14 protein-coding genes are annotated in these 19,179 nt (G+C 72.2%); 9 read left to right on the forward strand and 5 right to left on the reverse strand.

The annotated features are described in order from the left end of the window. Nucleotides 1-40: 40 nt before the first annotated feature. From AC27IY_RS05610 to AC27IY_RS05625, 4 genes are read left to right on the forward strand one after another with little or no spacing between them, the layout of a single operon-like run. The gene (locus tag AC27IY_RS05610; RefSeq protein ID WP_344206516.1) at nt 41-784 is read left to right on the forward strand and encodes an AMP-binding protein; all 744 of its coding nucleotides are present in this window, start codon (nt 41-43) and stop codon (nt 782-784) included. A 54-nt stretch (nt 785-838) separates the two neighbouring features. Next, on the forward strand, nt 839-3,811 hold the full coding sequence (locus tag AC27IY_RS05615; protein ID WP_487177305.1) for an ATP-binding protein: 2,973 nt from the start codon (nt 839-841) through the stop codon (nt 3,809-3,811). Between the two features lie 56 nt (nt 3,812-3,867). After that, a complete protein-coding gene (locus AC27IY_RS05620; protein ID WP_487177306.1) occupies nt 3,868-4,287 on the forward strand; it encodes an AMP-binding protein in 420 nt (139 codons plus the stop codon). Nucleotides 4,288-4,297: 10 nt separating this feature from the next. Further along, nucleotides 4,298-5,068, forward strand: a complete 771-nt coding sequence (locus tag AC27IY_RS05625; protein WP_344206519.1) for an alpha/beta hydrolase — start codon at nt 4,298-4,300, stop codon at nt 5,066-5,068. 200 nt (nt 5,069-5,268) lie between these two features. Here the strand turns inward: AC27IY_RS05625 and AC27IY_RS05630 are convergent, their stop codons facing one another. Beyond that, nucleotides 5,269-6,702 (reverse strand): aldehyde dehydrogenase, encoded by a 1,434-nt coding sequence (locus tag AC27IY_RS05630; RefSeq protein ID WP_344206520.1) that lies wholly within the window; start codon nt 6,700-6,702, stop codon nt 5,269-5,271. A 116-nt stretch (nt 6,703-6,818) separates the two neighbouring features. Then, nucleotides 6,819-9,839: a M14 family metallopeptidase gene (locus AC27IY_RS05635; protein WP_487177307.1), complete on the reverse strand. Its 3,021-nt coding sequence runs from the start codon at nt 9,837-9,839 to the stop codon at nt 6,819-6,821. Between the two features lie 203 nt (nt 9,840-10,042). On the opposite strand from AC27IY_RS05635, the gene AC27IY_RS05640 reads away from it, so the two are divergent. Further along, nucleotides 10,043-10,939 (forward strand): coiled-coil domain-containing protein, encoded by an 897-nt coding sequence (locus tag AC27IY_RS05640; protein ID WP_423475367.1) that lies wholly within the window; start codon nt 10,043-10,045, stop codon nt 10,937-10,939. On the opposite strand, the gene AC27IY_RS05645 is transcribed toward AC27IY_RS05640, so the two are convergent. Beyond that, nucleotides 10,921-12,237 (reverse strand): GH1 family beta-glucosidase, encoded by a 1,317-nt coding sequence (locus AC27IY_RS05645; protein ID WP_487177308.1) that lies wholly within the window; start codon nt 12,235-12,237, stop codon nt 10,921-10,923. The genes AC27IY_RS05640 and AC27IY_RS05645 overlap by 19 nt on opposite strands. 90 nt (nt 12,238-12,327) lie before the next feature. On the opposite strand from AC27IY_RS05645, the gene AC27IY_RS05650 reads away from it, so the two are divergent. Further along, nucleotides 12,328-12,966, forward strand: a complete 639-nt coding sequence (locus AC27IY_RS05650) for a TetR/AcrR family transcriptional regulator (RefSeq protein ID WP_364453907.1) — start codon at nt 12,328-12,330, stop codon at nt 12,964-12,966. A 4-nt stretch (nt 12,967-12,970) separates the two neighbouring features. Here AC27IY_RS05650 and AC27IY_RS05655 read toward each other — a convergent pair whose 3' ends face one another. Then, complete coding sequence (locus AC27IY_RS05655) at nt 12,971-13,894, reverse strand: aldo/keto reductase (RefSeq protein ID WP_487177309.1); 924 nt, start codon at nt 13,892-13,894, stop codon at nt 12,971-12,973. Nucleotides 13,895-13,973: 79 nt separating this feature from the next. Here AC27IY_RS05655 and AC27IY_RS05660 point away from each other — a divergent pair, with 79 nt between their 5' ends. Both AC27IY_RS05660 and AC27IY_RS05665 read left to right on the forward strand, forming a co-directional pair. Beyond that, nucleotides 13,974-14,333: a MerR family transcriptional regulator gene (locus tag AC27IY_RS05660; RefSeq protein WP_344206526.1), complete on the forward strand. Its 360-nt coding sequence runs from the start codon at nt 13,974-13,976 to the stop codon at nt 14,331-14,333. A gap of 35 nt (nt 14,334-14,368) precedes the next feature. Then, nucleotides 14,369-15,814 carry a penicillin-binding transpeptidase domain-containing protein gene (locus tag AC27IY_RS05665; RefSeq protein WP_487177310.1) on the forward strand — a complete coding sequence of 482 codons (1,446 nt, stop codon included), beginning with the start codon at nt 14,369-14,371 and terminating at the stop codon, nt 15,812-15,814. On the opposite strand, the gene AC27IY_RS05670 is transcribed toward AC27IY_RS05665, so the two are convergent. Continuing rightward, nucleotides 15,815-17,677, reverse strand: coding sequence for an ABC transporter ATP-binding protein (locus AC27IY_RS05670; protein ID WP_423446366.1), 1,863 nt, complete (start codon nt 17,675-17,677; stop codon nt 15,815-15,817). A gap of 193 nt (nt 17,678-17,870) precedes the next feature. Here AC27IY_RS05670 and AC27IY_RS05675 point away from each other — a divergent pair, with 193 nt between their 5' ends. Further along, nucleotides 17,871-19,166 (forward strand): ABC transporter substrate-binding protein, encoded by a 1,296-nt coding sequence (locus AC27IY_RS05675; RefSeq protein WP_423475357.1) that lies wholly within the window; start codon nt 17,871-17,873, stop codon nt 19,164-19,166. Nucleotides 19,167-19,179: the final 13 nt, after the last annotated feature.

The raw sequence follows: 19,179 nt of genomic DNA on the forward strand, positions 1-19,179 counted from the left end.
ACGCATGGCAAGCGCGGGCCCGCTCCCTAAATTGGCGGGCATGACGTGGACAGAGCTGGTGACGGCGTCGGCGCCGATCAAGGGCGACGATCCGGCGGTGAGCGACGTCAGGACCGGCGAGGTGCTGTCGTACGCGGGGTTCGTGCGGCGGGTGACGCGGGCCGCGGCCGGGCTGCGTCACCACGGCCTGCGGACCGGCGACCACGTGCTCGTCGACGTGCCGCTCGGGGCCACGCTGCCGGTCGCCGTCCACGCCGTGGCCTGGGCCGGCGGCGTCACCGTGCTCGGCAACGCCGGCAAGGCCCGCATGATGATCACCCAGGGCTTCCACGACCCGTCCGCCGTACAGGTCGAGCAGGTCTTCTCCTTCCAGCGCGCGCCGGGCGCCCGGCCGTTCGGCGACCTGCTGACCGCAGGGGCCGTCGAGTTCGGGCCGCTGGCGGGGCCGGCCGTCGCGTTCGACGGGGGGCGGGTGCTCGACCACCTGCAGCTCGCGGGCGACCTGCGGCGGCTGGCCACCCGGCTCGTCATCGACAAGGACGACGTCGTCGTCAGCGCGGTCAGCGAGCCCTTCCGCGGCCTGCGGGTCATCGATCTGGCCATGATGGCGGGGGCCCACGTCGTGGTCGCCCACGACCCCAGCTTCGTCGGGTGCCGCGTGCTCGCCGAGGAACGGCGGGCGACGGTGGTCGTGGCGCCGTACGACATGGCCAGGCGGCTGCTCGGCGATCCGCTGCTGCGGGTCGTGGACGAACGCGCGATCGTGAGCTCACTCGGCCTGTGAAAGTGCGACACTGCTGTGGGAGAGTGTGATCCTTCCGCGACACAGGGTGACCGCATGCCAGAGCCCCCCAGGCACAACCTTCCGGCAGAGCCCAACCGGTTCGTCGGGCGTGAGCGTGACCTCGACGACCTGCGCGGGCTGTTCGGGCGGACGCGGGTCGTCACCCTGTGCGGGGTGGGCGGCATCGGCAAGACGCGGCTGGCGCTGCGGGTCGCGGCGGGGTTGACGGGCGCGTACCCGGACGGCGTCTGGCTGGTCGAGCTGGCCCGGCTCGGGCGGGGTGAGCTGGTCGTCCCCGAGATCGCCCGCGTGCTGGGTGTGCGGGCCGAGACCGGGCGGCCGCTGCTCGACACCGTGACGGCCCGGCTGCGCGACCTGCGGTGCCTGCTGCTGCTCGACAACTGCGAGCACCTGGTGGACGCCTGCGCCGAGGTGACGGCGGGGCTGGTGGCCGCCTGCCCGCGCCTGAGCGTGCTCGCCACCAGCCGGGAGCCGCTGCGCATCGCCAGCGAGCTGATCTGGCGCGTCCCCCCACTCGACCTTCCCGACCCGGACCTCGACCTGGACGCTGACCCGGAAGCCGGCCCGGACCTCGCCCTGGATCCTGACCCGGACCCCCATCCTCACCTCGTCCCGGGTTCTGCCGCCGCCCTCGCCTGCCAGTACGGCCCCGCCGCCCCGCCCCCTGCATGGCCCCTTCCCGAGCGGGAACCCGGCTCCGCCGGTGCGGGCGACCGCGGCCAGGCACCACCGGGCAAGGCGCCCCCTGAGGCAGCCGGGGCCGCTGCCGGCGACGGCGGGAGCTTAGGAAGGGGAGGGCCGGCCGGCGGGGGGCCGGGTGCGGCGGCTCGTGGTGGGGAGGCCGCGAGCGGCGCGGAACAGGACGTGGGCGGTGGGACGCGGAGCAGGGCGGGCAACCTCGGCGGCGAGGTGCTGGGCGCCGGTGGTGGTGCGGCGCGCGAAGCGAAAGACGGCGGGAGCACGGCGCGCGGTGGGGTGGGCGCTGACGCCGGCGAAGGCGCGGCCGCTGAGGTGATGGGGCGGAGGGATGGGGTTGAGGAGGAGGGGGGTGATGGGGGGTGGAGGAGGTGGGGTGGGGTGGTGGAGGTGGAGTCGGTGCAGTTGTTTCTTGATCGGGCGGCGGCCGTGGGGACGCGGCTGGGGCCGGAGAGCATTGCCGACGCCGTACGCCTGTGCCGGGCGTTGGACGGGCTTCCGCTGGCCCTGGAGCTGGCCGCGGCGCGTACGAGTCTGCTCAGTCCCGGTCAGATCGCCGACCGCATCGACGACCGTTTCTCGCTGCTCACCACGGGTGGGCGGACGGCCCCCGCGCGGCAGCGCACGCTGCTCGCGGCCGTCGAGTGGAGTTACGACCTGCTGTCGTACAAGGAGCAGGTGGTGCTGCGGCGGCTGGCGGTGTTCGCGGGCGGGTTCGATCTCGGGCTGGCCGAGCGGGTGTGCGCGGTGCGGCCCGTCGCCGAGGCGGAGATCGTCGATCTGCTCGGCGGCCTGGTCGACAAGTCGCTCGTGCTGTGCGACGAGAACCGCACCCGCTACCGGCTGCTGGAGACCATCAAGCGTTACGCGCTGGAGCGGCTGCGGCAGGCGGGCGAGCACGAGCTGCTGCGCGAGCGGCACCTCGGCGTGATGTGCGAGCTGCAGGAACGTCTGTTCGCCACCGAGATGATGGACCCCGGCGTGCCCTGGCCGGAGCGGCTGCGGGCGCTGACCGCGAGCCGGAGCCTGCTGGACGACCAGCGGGCGGCGCTCGACTGGGCCGTCGAGTCCGGCGACGTGGCGCCGGGCCTGCGGCTGTGCACCGTCAGCACGGCCCTGCTGCCGCTGGGCGGCAACCCCGCGGAGATCGTCGGCTGGATCGAGCGGCTGCTGTCGCTGGACGTGTCGGCGGTGTCCCCGGAGCAGGTCGCCCACGCGAAGGCATACCTGGCCTACGGTCTGGAGGCGCGTGACGAGCTGAGCAGGTCGCTGGAGGCGGCCGAGGAGAGCCTGGCGGGCCTCGCGCCGGACAACGTGTTCCCGCGCTGCGTCATGCACAGCCTCGTCGTCGTGGTGCTGCTCCGCATGGGCCGCGCCGACGAGGCCGTACGCCACGCGGAGGAGGGGCTGGCCGCGGCCACCCGTACGGGCGATCCGTGGAACCAGGCGGCGGGCCTCGCCGGGCTGTCGGCGGTGGCGCTGACCCGCGGCCGGCTGCGGGAGGCGCAGCGGCACGGCGAGGAGGCGCTGGCCCGCGCCCGCGAGCACGGCCACCGGTGGATCATGGCTCGCTGCGCCGCCCAGCTCGGCGCGGTGGCCGAGGCGCGCGGCGATCTGGTGACGGCCAAGGCCAGGTACGAGATGGCCGTCCCCTGGCTGCGCGAGGTGGGCACCGACGCCGACCTGGCCCGCTGCCTGGCCCACGGCGGGCGGGTGGCGGCGATGCTGGGCGAGTTCGCCGTCGCGCGGGCGCGGCTGGCCGCGAGCCTCGCGCTGAGCAGGGAGACCGGCCAGCGCCAGGGCGTGGCCCGCTGCCTGATGGGGCTGTCGGTGCTGGCGGAGTGCGAGGGCGACCTGGAGGGCGCGCTGCCGGCCGCCGCCGCGGCCGCGGCGCTGCGCGAGTCCATCGGCCAGCAGCACGCCACGCTCCGCATCGAGGAGCTGCTCGGCCGGGCGCGCGCCCGGCTCGGCGAGGGCCGTACGGCCGCTCTGTGGTCGCGCGGCCGGGTCATGGGCCCCGACGACGCCGCCCGCCGCGTCCTGGAGGGCGAGCGGCGGCCGCGCCGGGAGCCGCCGGTGCCGGTCGAGCCGGTCGAGCCGGTACGCCGCCCGCTGCTCACCGCCCGCGAGCAGGAGATCGCCGGCCTGCTCACCCGTGGCCTGTCCAACCGCGCGATCGCCGGGGAGCTGGTCATCAGCCCCGCCACGGTGGCCCGGCATATCGCCAACATCATGGAGAAACTTGGCTATACCTCCCGCGCCCAGATCGCGGTGTGGGCGGCCGAGCAGGCGTCAGGTCCTTCTGCATAGGGATCTGCATATTCCGCCCCATGTACGCACGAGACGCCCTCCCTACGGTGGTCGGCATGGATGAGCGCTACGTGATCGTGGACGCGGACACCGGAGTGAAGTTCACCGAGGAGCAGCTCGACGAGCGGTCGGCCGTCGCGATCGTCCAGCTCCGCCGCCGTGGCGTGCGGACGGGCGACACCGTGCTCATCTGCCTGCCCGTCGGGCCCGACCTGCTGGTGGCGACCGACGCGGTGATCGCCGCGGGCGGGGTGGCCTACCCGATGCCCGCCGACCTTCCCGCCGCCACGCTGAGGGACCGCGTACGCGCCAGCCGCGCCCGCGTGCTGATCTCCGACGTGCCGCACGCCATCAGGGCCGCCGAGGAGTCGTGGGTGCGGATCGTGCTGGGCGTGGCGGACCTGGGCGTCCCCCGCAGGGACGACACGGCGGGGGAGGGGGACGCCGGTCACGGGCAGGGTGCGGGCCGCGCCTAAGCTCGCATCCATGCCTTTCGCGCCCAGTTTCCCCGTCATGCTCAGGACCGAGGACGGCGTCCGCATCGACGCCGCCCACACCCCGCACCGCCACAACGGCGGCGCGCCTGGGAACGGGGTCGGGATCGTGGTGGCGCACGGCTTCACGGGCTCGTGGCGGGAGCGCAGCGCGCGCCGCATCGTGCACGTGCTGAGCGGCTACGGCGGCGTGCTCGCCTTCGACTTCCGCGGCCACGGGCGCTCCGGCGGCGAGACCACGGTGGGCGACGCGGAGATCCTGGACGTCGAGGCGGCCGTCCGGCACGCGCGGACGATCGGCTACGAGAAGGTGGCGGTGGTCGGCTTCTCGATGGGCGCGGCGGTGGCCGTGCGCCACGCCGGGCTGCTCAAGGGCGTGGACGCGGTGGTGGCGGTGAGCGGCCCCGCCCGCTGGTACTACCGGGGCACCAAGCCGATGCGCCAGGTCCACTGGGCGATCGAGCAGCCGGTGGGCCGGTTCGCGGCGCGGCTGGTCAAGCGGACCAGGATCCGCCGCGGCCCGTGGGACCCGGTCCCGCTGCCGCCGTACGAGGCCGCCGCGCTCATCGCGCCGGTGCCGCTGCTGGTCGTCCACGGGGACGCCGACACGTTCTTCCCCCTGGAGCACGCGCACCAGATCTACGCCGGGGCGCGCGAGCCGAAGGAGCTCTGGATCGAGCCGGGCTACGGGCACGCGGAGGCCGCGGCGACCCCCGATCTCGTCCGCCGGATCGGCAAATGGATCTCCTCGAACTTTTCCTGAGTAATACACGTCGTACTGAGGCGTATGGAAGGAAACCGCCGGGAGAAAGTCCCTGGGGATGAAATCCGGCCACGGGCCGGACATGGGACATACTTCAGTAGTCAGGCGGTTGCCCAGCGTCGCGGGGGCGCGCTGGGTGGCCTTCGGCACGGGAACGGCCCCGCACTCGACGGGTGCGGGGCCGCTTCTCACGCGCGGGCTCAGCCCAGGCGGGCGATGCTCTTGTACTCCAGGTAGCCGGACAGGCCCTCGGGGCCGAGCTCCCGGCCGATGCCGCTGGCCTTGAACCCGCCGAAGGGCGTGTTCGCGCCGAGCATGTAGCAGTTGACGCCGTAGGTGCCGGTGCGGACCTGGCGGGCGATGTCCATGCCGTGCTCGGTGTCGGCGGTCCACACCGTGCCGGCCAGGCCGTAGTCGCTGTCGTTGGCGATGCGGACGGCGTCGGCCTCGTCCTCGTACGGGATCACCGCCAGGACCGGGCCGAAGATCTCCTCGCGGGCGATGCGCATGTCGTTGGTGACGCCGGAGAAGACGGTCGGGGCGACGTACCAGCCGCGGTCCTGGGGCCGGTCGAGGCCGCCGAGCACGACCTTGGCGCCCTCGTCCATGCCGATCCTGATGTAGCCCTCGACCCGCTCCTGCTGCCGCTTGGCGACCAGCGGGCCGATGCCGGTCGTGGGGTCGGCCGGGTCGCCGACCTGCTGGGAGGCGACCATGCCGGCGACGGCGTCCACGACCTCGTCGTAGCGGTTGCGCGAGGCGAGGATGCGGGTCTGCGCCACGCACGCCTGGCCGTTGTTCATGAGCGAGGCCATGGACAGGAAGCCCATGCTGGAGGCGAGGTCGGCGTCGTCCAGGATGATGGCCGCGGACTTGCCGCCGAGCTCCAGGCTGACCCGCTTGAGCTGCTCGCCGCAGATGGAGGCGATGCGGCGGCCGGCGGCGGTGGAGCCGGTGAAGGCGACCTTGTCCACGCCGGGGTGCGAGACCAGGTGCTCGCCGACCTCGCGCCCGGCGGGCACGATGTTGAGCACGCCGGCCGGGATGCCGGCCTCGACGACCCACTCGGCCAGCAGGTACGCGTCCAGCGGCGTCTCGGGCGCGGGCTTGAGCACGACCGTGCAGCCGGCCAGCAGGGCGGGCGCGAGCTTGGTCATGGTGACGAACTGCGGGACGTTCCACGGCACGACGGCGGCCACGACGCCGACGGGCTCGCGGCGCACGGTGACCGGCCCGAACAGGCCGGGCCGCTGCTCCTCCTGCTCGAACGTCCGGCCGAGCTCGGCGTAGAAGTTGAGCATCTCCAGCGGCTGCGGCGCCTGCGCGAGGTTGGAGAAGGTGATCGGCGAGCCCATCTCCTCGGTGATGAGCTGGGCCATCTCGCTCTGCCGCTCGTTGTAGATCGCCGCGAGCCTGGCGATGACCTCGGCCCGCTCGGCGAACGTCATGCGCGGCCAGGGCCCGTGGTCGAACGCCTCGCGGGCGGCGGCGACGGCGCGGTCCACGTCCGCGGCGGTGCTGTCGGGCACCCGGCCGACGACCTCCTCGGTGTGGGGCGAGATGACGTCGATGGTGCCGGTGCCCGCGGGGGCCACCCATTCGCCCCCGATGAAAAGCGTGTCGTGCTGGCGCATGTCGAGAGCCTCCTGCTGGACGGGATGGGTGTATGCCTCAAAGGCGACCGAATCATGTTCTGCTCGCGCACGCAAGAGGGGCGCGACCCGCGCCGCGCCCCTCCGCGTCGCGTCCGCTAGCGCCGGTCGCCGAGCAGGTGCCGCATGGACCGCTTGACGAGGTCCGTACGCGCCGCCTGGTCGGTCACGCTCTCGACGCCGAACCCGAGGTAGACGGTGTCCTTGGTGACGATGCCGCCGCCCTCCTCGAAGACCTGGTCCGTACGGAACCAGTTGTTGATGGAGACGGAGGTGCCGGCGGGCGGCGCACCGACGGCCCAGCCGCCGAGATCGCTCTCGAACGAGGTCTCCGCGGCCGTCGCGCCGTCCAGCGTCACCTTGGCGTCGTCCAGGAAGACGCCCGCGCCCTGGGTGGCCCAGTCGCTGATGTAGGAGATGGACAGCTCGACCCGCTTGCCCGCGTACGGGGTCAGGTCGATCCGCCACTGCTGCCAGCCGGCCGAGTTGCCCGAGGCCGCGTGCCAGGCGCCGGAGGAGCCGGTCGGCTCACAGGCCGGGCCCTGGTAGCGCTGCGTGAACGGGTGGATCACGCGCCAGCCGCCGCTGTTGGCGGTCTGGCAGCTCTCGCCGGTGCTCTGGCTGGTGTGCCCGTTGGCGTCGGGCAGCGTGGTCCAGTCGTCGCCGCCCGCCGTCCTCGCCTCCACGGTCAGGAAGTCCCAGTCGGCCTCGGTGTCGTACGACGTCCAGAACGTCAGCTCGCCGCTGCTCCTCCCGGTGAGGTCAACGGTCGTCGTCAGGCGCTTCCACGCCACGTCGGCGATGCCGCTGTAGACGTCCCAGGAGCCGGTGTGCGGGTCGAACGGGCCGCCGGGGCGTACCCACTTGACCTGGGCGGAGCTGGCGAACAGCGGGAACTGCGCGGCCGGCAGGATGGCCGAGGCGGCCACGAACGAGTTGGTGTGACTCGGCTCCAGGGTCGCCTGGAAGCCCTCGAACGCGCCGCCCTGGCCCCGCAGCGGGAACGGCTGACCGGTGTCGTGGTCGGTGCCCGCGTCGTCGAAGAAGACGTAGGCGCCGAGGTAGTACTGCTGGAAGTCGTTGAAGACGGGGATGCACGGCGGGTCGTCGGGCACCGTGCACTCGGGCTGGCCGGCGTCCGGCTCGTAGTAGTACGCGCCGTTGTTGTTGGCCGCGTACGACGGGTACTTGCCGGCGTGCAGCAGCTTGCCGCCCTCGTTGAGGTAGTCGCGCACGGCCAGCTCGGTCTGCACCCCGCCCTTGGACGTGGTGCCGGGGACCTGGCCCTGCGACCTCGGGATGACGTCGTCGCCGGTCTCCCAGACCACCGCCTTGTAGTGGCTGAGCACGCCGAGCGGATGCGGCGGCACCCGGCCCATCTTGTCCATGTCGTAGACGTCGGAGGTGTATCCGGCGGCCGTGAGCGCGGCGGTGTAGGCGGCGGCGTACTTGGCCTCGGTGGCGCCCTGGGCGGGGCTGAGGCCGGTGACGTCCTCGGTGGCGAGCACGAGCACCTTGCCGCCGATGTCGGAGGCGACGGTGTAGGTGAAGTCCGCGCTCTTCTTGCCGATCGCGGTGAACCAGACCTTCACCCGGTCACCCGGCCTGGTCCCGGTGATCTTGCCGCGCATCCAGTGGTAGTAGCGGTTGTAGCCCTTGCCGTAGCGCTCGCCGCCCTTCCACTCGCCGGTGAGCGCGGTCTTCGTACGCCCGCCGTTGACCTGCCAGTTGAGCAGCACCGGGCCGAGCTTGCGCTTGGCGTTGACCTGCACGACCTGGTCCTTGCCGTGGCTGACCTGGAACGGGTCGAGCACGAAGTCGGGGGTGGTGTTGCCCAGGTGGTTGACCGGCTCGACCGGGTTGACCGCCGAGTTCGCCACGTCGAGCGCGAACGGCAGGTTCTTCTCGAACTCCGCCTGCGCCAGGGCCTCGTCGTCGGGGAAGACGAAGCCGCAGCCGTCACAGCCCTCGTCGAGCTCCGGCGTCCAGGACAGCGTGCCGTACGTGTAGTGCGCGTGGTCGGTGGTCTCGCCGTTGGTGGTGTAGAGCTCGGCGCCGAGGTCGGGGTCGAAGCCGGGGACGGCCGGGTGCTCGTCGTCACCCGTGATCGCCTCGTAGATCGGGTTGTCGGCCGTGGGCGTGGCGATCTGGAAGCCGGCGGGGTAGAGCAGCAGCGGCCCGAAGGAGTGGTAGTTGAGCTGCATCTCGAACCCGACGCGCTTGAGCAGCCCGTCCAGCGCCCGGGTCTCCGGCTCGCTGGCCGGGCCGGAGCCGCGGTAGGTCTCGCTGCTCGGGATGCTGGAGGAGCCCTCCTCGTCGTAGTGGAAGTTCGTGGGGTAGTTGCGGTTGGGGTCCACGCCGTCGCCCACGGTGATCTGGCCGTCGCCGTTCACGTCGCGCAGGTTCTTGCGCCACAGGCGGTTGCCCTCGGTGAAGGTGAAGTCGTAGCCGTCGGGGTTGGCGACCGGGACGAACCACAGCTCGGTCCTGTTGAGCAGGTCGCGCAGCCGGCCCTTGTTGGCGAGGACGTACTTCAGCAGCCGCATGTCCACCTCGGTGGCGATCCACTCGCGGGCGTGCTGGGTGGCGGAGTAGAGCGCGGCCGGCTTGAGGCCGTCGGGCAGCAGCCTGGCCCCGGTGCTCACCTTGGCGGCGAGGATGTCCTGGCCCCGCAGGGTCTTGCCGATGGACTGGAGCTTGACCACGTCCTTGTTGGCGCCCGCCAGCGCCTTGAGCTGGTCGGCGATGCCGCCGGGCTCGGAGTAGGAGCGCCAGACGGTGTAGCCGCCGGACGCCTGTGACTTGGCGGCTTCGAGCTGGGTCTGGCCCTGTGGGTTGCGTACCGGTTCGGGTTTGTAGCCGAGCTTCCTGAGCCCCGCGAGCCCGGCCGCGGCGGCGGTCAGCTCGACGTGCTCCTTGCCCCCCTCGACCTGCTGCTGGACGACGTCGAAGCCCTTCTCCCTGAGCGTCTGCCCGGTGCCGGGCGCGCTGTCGAGCTCGTAGAGCTCGATGCGGTCCGAGGGCGGGAGCGGCGCCGCGGAGACCTGGGCCGGCAGGGCCACGACGGCCGTGGCCACGCCGAGCACGACGGCCGAGGCGAGGGTCGTTAATCGAGTCACGCTTGTTGCCCCCCTTGCGAGACGGATTCGACCGCCATCTCAGACCGTTGGAGCGATCCCTACAAGGCCCAACTTTTTACGTCCTCCTTAATTGCGACAAATCGCCGGAACCTCGCTAAAGGTGCAGCAGTTCGGTCGTTCGGATGACAGATATCAAGATCATCTTCTATAGTTTCGGACCGACCATGAAGGAGGGGACGGGTGTGAGAACCGGGCGCGTCGCCGTTCTGGTCGCCGTCCTCGCCGCGCTGCTCACCCTCCCCGGCGCGCCGCCCGCCTCCGCCGCCCCGAGCCCCGCCGAGCTGCGCAGGCTCACCAAGCAGGCGGCCCAGCTCAACGAGCTCTACCGTGGTCAGATCCAGAGCCTGGAGGAGATCAGGATCCAGGCCAAGAAGGCCACCGACACGAGCGGCGACCTCGAGGCGCAGCTGCGCGCCGCCCAGGCCGACGTGGGCCGGATCGCCCAGAGTTCCTACATCCTGGGCCCGCTCGACACCACCAAGCTCTTCGGCCTGCGCGCCCAGCCCCACCAGATCCTGGGCCAGGCCGCCAACCTCTCCTACATGGCCGTCGAGCGCACCGAGAAGGTCAAGAGCATCCAGCGCCTGATCAAGAAGTCGAAAGAGGCGAAGCTCAACGCCAACGACAAGATCCAGAAGATGAAGAGGGAGATCAAGCGGCTGCAGAGCAAGCGCGACGAGATCCAGCGCCTGCTCAACAAGTTCGGCTTCCAGCAGCCCGGCGGCGCCGACGGCCTGACCCCCCGCATGGTGGCGGTCCGCGCCGAGATCATGGCGAACTTCCCCATGAAGTACGGCGTCGGCTGCCTGCGCCCCGGCGACCCCGGCGAGCACGGCAAGGGCCGGGCCTGCGACTTCATGATGTCACGCGGCGGCACCATGGCCACGGGCGCCGACGCGGCCAACGGCGACGCCCTGGCCGCCTGGCTGATCAGCAACGGCGCCCGCATCGGCGTCATGTACATCATCTGGAAGCAGCGCTACTACGACATCCGCTCGGGCGGCGGCTGGGACATGATGTCCGACCGCGGCGGCGTCACCGCCAACCACTACGACCACGTTCACGTGTCGGTGTTCTGACTCCTCACGAACTCCGCGTACCACCGGTAGGACGCCTTCGGGGTGCGCCGCAGCGTCGCGTAGTCCACGTGCACCAGGCCGAACCGCTGGTGGTAGCCCTCGGCCCACTCGAAGTTGTCCAGCAGCGACCAGACGAAGTAGCCGCGCACGTCCACGCCCTCGTCCATCGCCTGCCGCATCGCCGCTATGTGGTCGCGCAGGAAGGCGATGCGGCCCTCGTCCTCGATCGTGCCGCCCGCGGTGAGCACGTCCTCCTGCGAGCAGCCGTTCTCGGTGATGTGGATCGGCGGGAGCGCCGCGCCGTAGCGGGCCTTGAGCCCGGTGAGCAGCTCGCGCAGGCCGTCGGGGACGACCGGCCAGCCGAAGGCCGTCGTGGGGTGGCCGGGCAGGCCGGCGTCGGCGAAGGGCAGCCCGGCCCCGGCCTCTGGCGCGGCGATCCTGGTGGGGTTGTAGTAGTTGACGCCGAGCGCGTCGATCGGCGAGGCGATGACCTCCAGGTCGCCGTCCCGCACGCAGTCCAGCCCCGGCGGGTACGCCGACAGGTCCGGGTACGCGCCCAGCAGCACCGGGTCGAGGAACAGCCGGTTGTGCAGGATGTCGTACGCTTCGGCCGCCCGCAGGTCGGGCTCCTCCCGCGAGGCGGGCCGCACGGGGGTGCAGTTGTTGGTGATCGCCACCTCGCGCGCCCCGGCCGCGCGCAGCGCCCGCACCGCGAGGCCGTGCCCGAGCAGCTGGTGGTGCGCGGCCGGCAGGGCCTCGGTGAGCAGCGCCCGGCCGGGGGCGTGCACGCCCATGGCGTAGCCGTAGGCCATGTGCACGAACGGCTCGTTCAGCGTAATCCACAGCGGCACCCGGTCGGCCAGCCGCGCGGCGACGACGGCCGCGTAGTCGGCGAAGCGCGCGGCCGTGTCGCGGCTCAGCCAGCCGCCGCGCTCCTCCAGCGCCTGCGGCAGGTCCCAGTGGAACAGCGTCGGCACCGGCTGGACGCCCTTCTCCAGCAGGGCGTCCACCAGCCGCTCGTAGAAGTCGAGTCCCTTGGCGTTCACCTCGCCCGCGCCGCTCGGCAGCACCCGGGGCCAGGAGACGGAGAAGCGGTAGGCGTTGACGCCGAGGCCGGCCATGAGGGCGACGTCCTCGGGCCAGCGGTGGTAGTGGTCGCAGGCCACGTCGCCGGTGTGGCCGTCGCGTACCCGGCCGGGCTCGTGGGCGAAGACGTCCCAGACGGACGGGCCGCGGCCGTCCTCGTCGGCGGCCCCCTCGATCTGGTAGGCGGCCGTGGCGGTGCCCCACAGGAACATGCGAGCTCCTCAGTCGGTGCGAGTGTGGCTCATGTTAACTCCGTCACCGTGGATTCCCTTTACCTGCAGGTAATAGGCAAGGATGGAGGCATGACGAGTGTGTTGCGCCGCCGTCCCGCCCAACGCCGCAGTGCGGTCCGCGTGGAGCGCATGCTCGACGAGTGCGCGCTGCTGCTCGACGAGGTGGGCTACGAAGCGCTCACCACCAAGGAGGTCGCGCGCCGCGCCGAGGTGCCGATCGGCACCTTCTACCAGTTCTTCCGCGACAAGCAGGCCCTGGTGCGGGCGCTCGCGCTGCGCAACCTCGACGCGTTCCTGGAGCGGATCACGCAGCGCGTCGCCGGCGCCGACCTCGGCCACTGGACCGACCTCGTCGAGCTCGCGGTCGACGAGTTCGTCCACATGAAGCGCACCACCCCGGGCTTCGGCGTCGTCGACTTCGGCGAGGTGCTCATCGCCCCCGGCGGGCCCGCGCTCGCCGGCACCCACCGGGCGCTCGACGAGGCCAGGGACAACAACGAGATCGTCGCCGACCGGCTGCGCCTGCTCACCAAGGAGCTGCTGGACGCGCCCGCCGGGTCCGGCCTCGACCGCGCGCTGCTGGTCGCGGTGGAGGCCACCGACGCGGTGCTCAAGCTCGCCTTCCGCGCCGACCCGGCGGGCGACCCGCAGCTCATCGCCGAGTGCAAGCAGCTCGTCCGCCGCTACCTCGCCGACCACCTGCCCTGAGGCGTCAGCAGGGGGCGTCCAGGCGGGCCTTCAGCTCCGCGTCCAGCTTGAGCCCGGCCCCGCCGATCGCCTCGTCGAGCTGGGCCATCGTCGACACCCCCACGATCGGCACGATCCCGTCGGCCATCAGCCACGCCAGCACCACCTGGTTCGGGGTGGCGCCCAGCTCCCCGGCCACCTCGCGCAGCGTGGCCAGCCTGGCCGTGGTGCCGGGGTGGTCGTAGATCTCCGGGATCGGCCGGTCGGCCCGCGTGTAGGCGCCGAACATCAGCGTGTTGTACGCCCACAGCGTCACGTCAGGCTCGGCGGCCAGATAGTCGAGCAGGTCGTCCGTGACCAGCCGGTGCCCGGCCTCGGCGGGGCTGGTGAGCGGCCGCGGGCGCAGGTAGGTGTGGCGGAGCTGCACGTACGTGTACGGCAGCCAGCCCCGCGCCGCCGACACGCTCCGCGCCCGCTCCAGCCGCCAGGCCGCCGTGTTGCTGGCCCCGATGGCCGCGACCTTGCCGGCCCGCGCCAGCTCGTCGAAGGCCCCCAGAGTCTCCTCCAGCGGCACCGAACGGTCCTCGATGTGCGCCCAGTACAGATCGACCCGGTCGGTGCCGAGCCGGCGCAGGCTGCCCTCCGCCGCCCGCGCCACGGCGGCGGCCGACAGGCCCTCGGCCGAGTCCAGGGTGGTGTCGCCGGGCACGGTGGGCCGCGCCCCCGCCTTGGTGCTGATGAAAACCTGGTCGCGGTTGCCGCGGGCGGCCAGCCAGGCCCCGATGGCCTGCTCGCTCTCGTCGCCGGTGCGGCCCTCGACCCAGAACGGGTAGTTGTTGGCGGTGTCCAGCATCGTGCCGCCCGCCTCGTGGAAGCGGTCGAGGAGGGCGAAGGTGTCCTCCAGGCCGACGCTGGTGCCGAAGGGGATCGTCCCGAGTGCGAATCTCATGGCTCCGACTCTCGGACCTGGAGCGCGCTCCATGTCAAACGGTTGACCTGGAGCACGCTCCAGGTGAAATCCTGGAGGGGTGAGCGTGTACACCCCCGCCGAAGCCGTCGAGGAGACCGGCTTCTCCCTCGACACCTTGCGTTACTACGAGAAGATCGGGCTGCTGGAGCGCGTCGACAGGAACGCCGCCGGGCAGCGCAGGTTCAGTGAGGAGGACATCGGCTGGCTGGGCACGTTGCGCTGCCTGCGCGAGACCGGCATGCCCATCGCCACCATGCTCCGCTTCGCCGAGCTCGTCCGGGCCGGCGACCACACCGTGCCCGACCGGATCAAACTGCTGGAGGAGCACGACCGGCAGGTCCAGGAGCAGATCGCCAACCTCGCCGAACGGCAGGACTACATCCACAACAAGATCTCCTACTACCGCAGCCTGCTCTAGCCCGCCCTTTGCGCTCCGGCTGTTAAACGAGAGCTATGGCGGGAGCGCGGGCCGGGAGGATCAACGAGTCGGTGGGCCGCGTGGCCCTGATGTGCGGCGGCCTGCTGTTCGCGCTGCTGGGGCAGGTCACCGTGATCCAGGCGTTCGGCACGTCCGCGCTCAACGCCGACCGCAGGAACGAGCGGCCGCTCATCGAGCGTTACTCCCACCCGCGCGGCGACATCCTCACCTACGAGGGCACGCCCGTCGCCGTGAGCCGCCCGTCCGGCGGCGGCCCCTACCGGTTCCGGCGGGTCTACCCGCACGGGCCGGTCTACGCGGCCGTCACCGGCCATCTGTCGTTGCAGCGGGCCACCGGCATGGAGCAGGCCGAGGACGGGGTGCTGTCCGGCGCCGACGCCCGGGTCAAGGTGCGCTCGCTGGTGCGGGCGGGCGAGGTCGAGGGGGCCGACGTCCGGCTGACGATCAGCGACCGGGCGCAGCGGGCGGCGTACGAGGGGCTGCGGGCGGCCGGGGTGCCGGGGGCGGTGGTGGCGCTGCACCCGGCGACGGGGGCGGTGCTGGCGCTGGCGTCGTACCCGTCGTACGACCCGAACGCCTTCACCACCTTCGACCGGCAGCTGCTCGACGCGACCGGCCGGCGGCTCAGGGAGGACCCCGGCCGGCCGCTGCTGAACCGGGCGCTGAACCGGCCCTATCCGCCGGGGGCCACGTTCAAGCTGGTCACCACGGCGGCGGCGCTGTCCTCGGGCGAGTACACCCCCTCCAGCCTGCTCGACGCGCCGGCGCTGCTGTCCCTTCCTGGCGGGCGGCAGACCGTGCGCAACAGCCCCACCTGCGGCGACGCCCACCCGACCCTCATCTACGCCTTCCAGGTCTCCTGCGAGACCGCCTTCGCCGGCATCGGGCTGCAGCTCGGCCAGGACCTGCTGCGCGACCAGGCGGAGGCGTTCGGCTTCAACGCGGGGCCGCTCGCGATCCCGCTGGCGGCCACGCCCAGCAGGTATCCGCTGAGCATGGACCGGGCGCAGACGGCGCTCGCCGCCATCGGGCACCACGACAACCGCGCCACGCCGCTCATGATCGCCATGCTGTCGGCGGCGGTGGCCAACGGCGGGGTGCTCATGCGGCCGTACCTGGTGGAGGAGGTACGGCTGCCGGACGGCTCGGTGATCAACCAGTCCGCGCCCGCGCCGTGGCGGGTGGCGATGTCGCCGGCGCTGGCCAGGCACCTGGCGGCGATGATGACGACGGTGACGCGGGCGGGCGGCACGGGGACGAGCGCGGCGCCGGCAGCGGTCCAGGCGGCCGCCAGGACGGCGAAGTCCGCGGCCCCGGATCAGGAGCAGGCGCTCGTCACCGCGTTCGCGCCCGCGGACCAGCCCGAGGTGGCCGTCGGGGTGGTGCTGGAGCGGCCGGGCGCGCGGGCCGCCGCCGTGGCGACGATCGCGCGGGCGGTCATCCAGGCCGCCCTCTCGTGATCACCGGTAGGCGGTGGCCTGGAGACTGTAGAGGTCGGCGTAGAGGCCGCCCCTGGCCATGAGCGCGTCGTGGTCGCCCTCCTCGGTGACCCGGCCGTGCTCCAGCACGTAGATGCGGTCGGCGTAGCGGACGCTGGCCAGGCGGTGGGTGATGAGCAGCACCGTGCGGCCGTCGGCGTGGCCGCGGATGCGCTCGAACAGGGCGTGCTCGGCGCGGGCGTCGAGCGCGGCGGTGGGCTCGTCGCAGATGAGCAGGTCGGCGTCGCGGTGGAAGCCGCGGGCCACGGCGATGCGCTGCCACTGGCCGCCGGACAGCTCGTGGCCGTCCTTGAACCGGCGGTCGAGCAGGGTGCGGTAGCCGTGCGGCAGCCCGGCGATCACCTCGTCGGCCCCGGCCACGGTCGCCGCCGAGTGCAGGGCCTGCTCGCCCTTGTCGGTGCCCATCGTGATGTTGTAGCGGGCGGCGAGCGGCCAGCGGGTGTGGTCCTGGGCGATCACGGCGGTGCGCAGGCGCAGCTCGTCGGGGTCCACCAGGCGCAGGTCGGTGTCGTCCCAGTGGACGGTGCCGGAGTCGGGCTCGTACAGGCCGGCGAGGATCTTGGACAGGGTGGTCTTGCCCGAGCCGTTCTCGCCGACGAACGCGATGATCTCGCCCCGTTTGATCTCGACGGAGACCTCGCGCAGCGCGGGCTCCTCGGCGCCGGGGTAGGTGAAGGTGACGTTCGCGGCGGTGATGCGCTGGAAGCCGGCCGGCATCGGGGTGGCCCGGCTGCCCGGCACCCGGCGCTCGGCGTCGGCGCAGAACTCCAGGAAGTCGGTGAAGTACAGGCCCTCCTCGTAGAGGCGGTTGGTGGCGTACATCAGGGTGGCCAGTGACTGCTGGGCCGACCGGATGGCGAGGACCGCGGTGCCCGCCACGGCCAGCGGGATGGCGCCGATCGCGAGCAGCACGCCGAGCGCGACGTAGACGGCGCCGGCGCCGAGGCCGCTCAGCGCCTCGCCCGCGACCCGCGCGTACGTCTGCCGCCGGGCCAGCCCGAGCATCACGTCCTGCTCGACCTTGGCGACCGCGTCGTACATGCGCAGCAGGAAGCCGCGCATGGTGAACGCGCGCACCTCGGCCGCGGGGTCGCGGTCGGCCAGCAGCTCGCCGATGATCCACTTGCGGCGGGCGGCGGGGATGAGGGCGTACAGGGTGGCGTAGCGCATCTTGGCGCTGCGGACCATGGCCCAGGCGTCCGGCAGCACCGCCAGCAGGAGCAGCGGCAGCAGGACCGGGTGCAGCACGCCCAGCACGCCGGCCACGGCGGCGATGCCGACGGCGGCGGTCAGCACGTCCACGGTCGCCGACACCACCGAGTCGGCCATGGCCACGCCGCGCAGCCGGGCCCGCTGGAGCGCGTCGTGGAAGTCGGGGTCGTCGTAGGCGGCCAGTTCGACGCGGCTGGTCAGCCCGTACAGCCGCTCCTCAGTGAGCCGGCTGACCTGCGGGTCGAGGCGGGCCTGCGCCCAGCCCGCGCCGGCCTGCACGGCCGCGCGCAGCGCCGCCGCCGCGCCCACCAGAGCCAGGCTGGGCAGCGCGGCCATCACCCGGTCGGCGGTCGGGCCCGCGCTGAACAGCGCGGTGAGCACGCCGGTCGTGGCGAGCAGCCCGAACGCGGTGAACACCCCGCCGAGCAGGTTGAGCGTGATCGCCAGCGCGGTGTCGCGCGGGCTCGCCCGCCAGGCGATGCTCATGGCCTGGGACACCAGCGACGGCAGCCGCCTGGCGATGGTGAGGAAGCCGACCTCGGCCAGTTTGCCGGTGTGGGCGTGCCAGTCCGAGAAGGAGATCTCGCCGAGTTCCAGGGGCTCGTCGGGCATGCCAGGAAGTGTGCCCAGCGTGAGCGCCGCGCCCCCCGGAGTGACAAGGAACAAGCGCCCGCGTCAGGGGGAGTATGCGGAGCTGTTACCACCTCATCCCTTGACGTCCTGTTAAGGAAAGTGGGTTGATAGCCCCGTTGACAACGTTGTCAAGAATCACCTGCTTCGGGGGACTTCGAAGGGATGGTGTGCGATGCGACGGTGGTTGGCAGCCGCCTCGATCATGATGGCGGGCGTCCTGGGATTAGCCGCGTGCGGCGGCGGTGGCGGCGGCGGAGAGACCTCCGAACCGCCCGCGGCCGGCGGCGGCAAGCAGCAGGTCGAGGTCTTCTCCTGGTGGACCGGGCCCGGTGAGGCGGACGGCCTCGCCGAGATGCGGAAGATCTTCGAGCAGCAGAACTCCACCTACTCCTTCTTCGACGCCGCCGTGGCGGGCGGCTCCGGCGACAAGGCCAAGGCGCTGCTGGAGTCCAAGCTCCAGGCCGGTCAGCCGCCGGACACCTTCCAGGGCCACGCGGGCGCCGAGCTGCAGGGCTACATCAAGGCGGGCAACCTGGAGGACCTCACCTTCCTCTACGACGAGCTGAAGCTCAAGGACGTCTTCCCGCAGCAGCTCGTGGACCAGATCAGCGTGGACGGCAAGATCTACTCGGTGCCGGTGAACATCCACCGCTCCAACGTGCTCTGGTTCAACCCGGCCGTGCTCAAGGAGGCGGGCGTCGCCGCCGCGCCGAAGACGATCGACGAGTTCATCGCGGCGCTGGAGAAGGTCAAGGCCACGGGCAAGATCCCGCTGTCCATCGGCTCGGAGTGGACCGTCACCCACCTGCTGGAGAACGTGCTGCTCGGCAGCCTCGGCACCGACGCCTACAACGCGCTGTTCAAGCCGGGCGGCAACTGGGCCGGGCCCGAGGTCGCCAAGGCCCTGGAGAGCTTCAACAAGATCATGTCGTACGCAGGCGACCCGCAGGACGACTGGCAGCCCGCGGCCAAGCAGGTGGCCGACGGCCAGGCCGCGTTCAACATCATGGGCGACTGGGCCTACGGCTACTTCCACAACCCGCCCGAGGGCGGCCTCGGCAAGACCTCGAAGACGGACTTCGACTGGGCGCCGGCCCCCGGCACCGAGGGCACCTACCTCTGGCTGTCCGACAGCTTCACCCTGCCCAAGGGCGCCAAGCACCGCGACGGGGCCATCGCCTGGCTCAAGGTCGCGGCCAGCAAGGAAGGACAGGACGCCTTCAACCCGAAGAAGGGCTCCATCCCGGCGCGCACCGACGCCGACAGGTCCCTCTACACCGACTACCTGGCCGACGCGCTGAAGGACTGGTCGGACAACAAGCTGGCCGGCTCGGTCCAGCACGGCGTCTCGGTGAACCAGCCGTGGCTGGCCGCCATCACCGAGGCGGTCGGGCTCTACATCAGCAGCAAGGACGTCAAGGCCCTCCAGCAGGGGCTCGCCGACGCGGCCACGGCCAACGCCCAATAACTCTCATCGGCTT

It is taken from the genome of Nonomuraea sp. B208, from assembly GCF_057536035.1.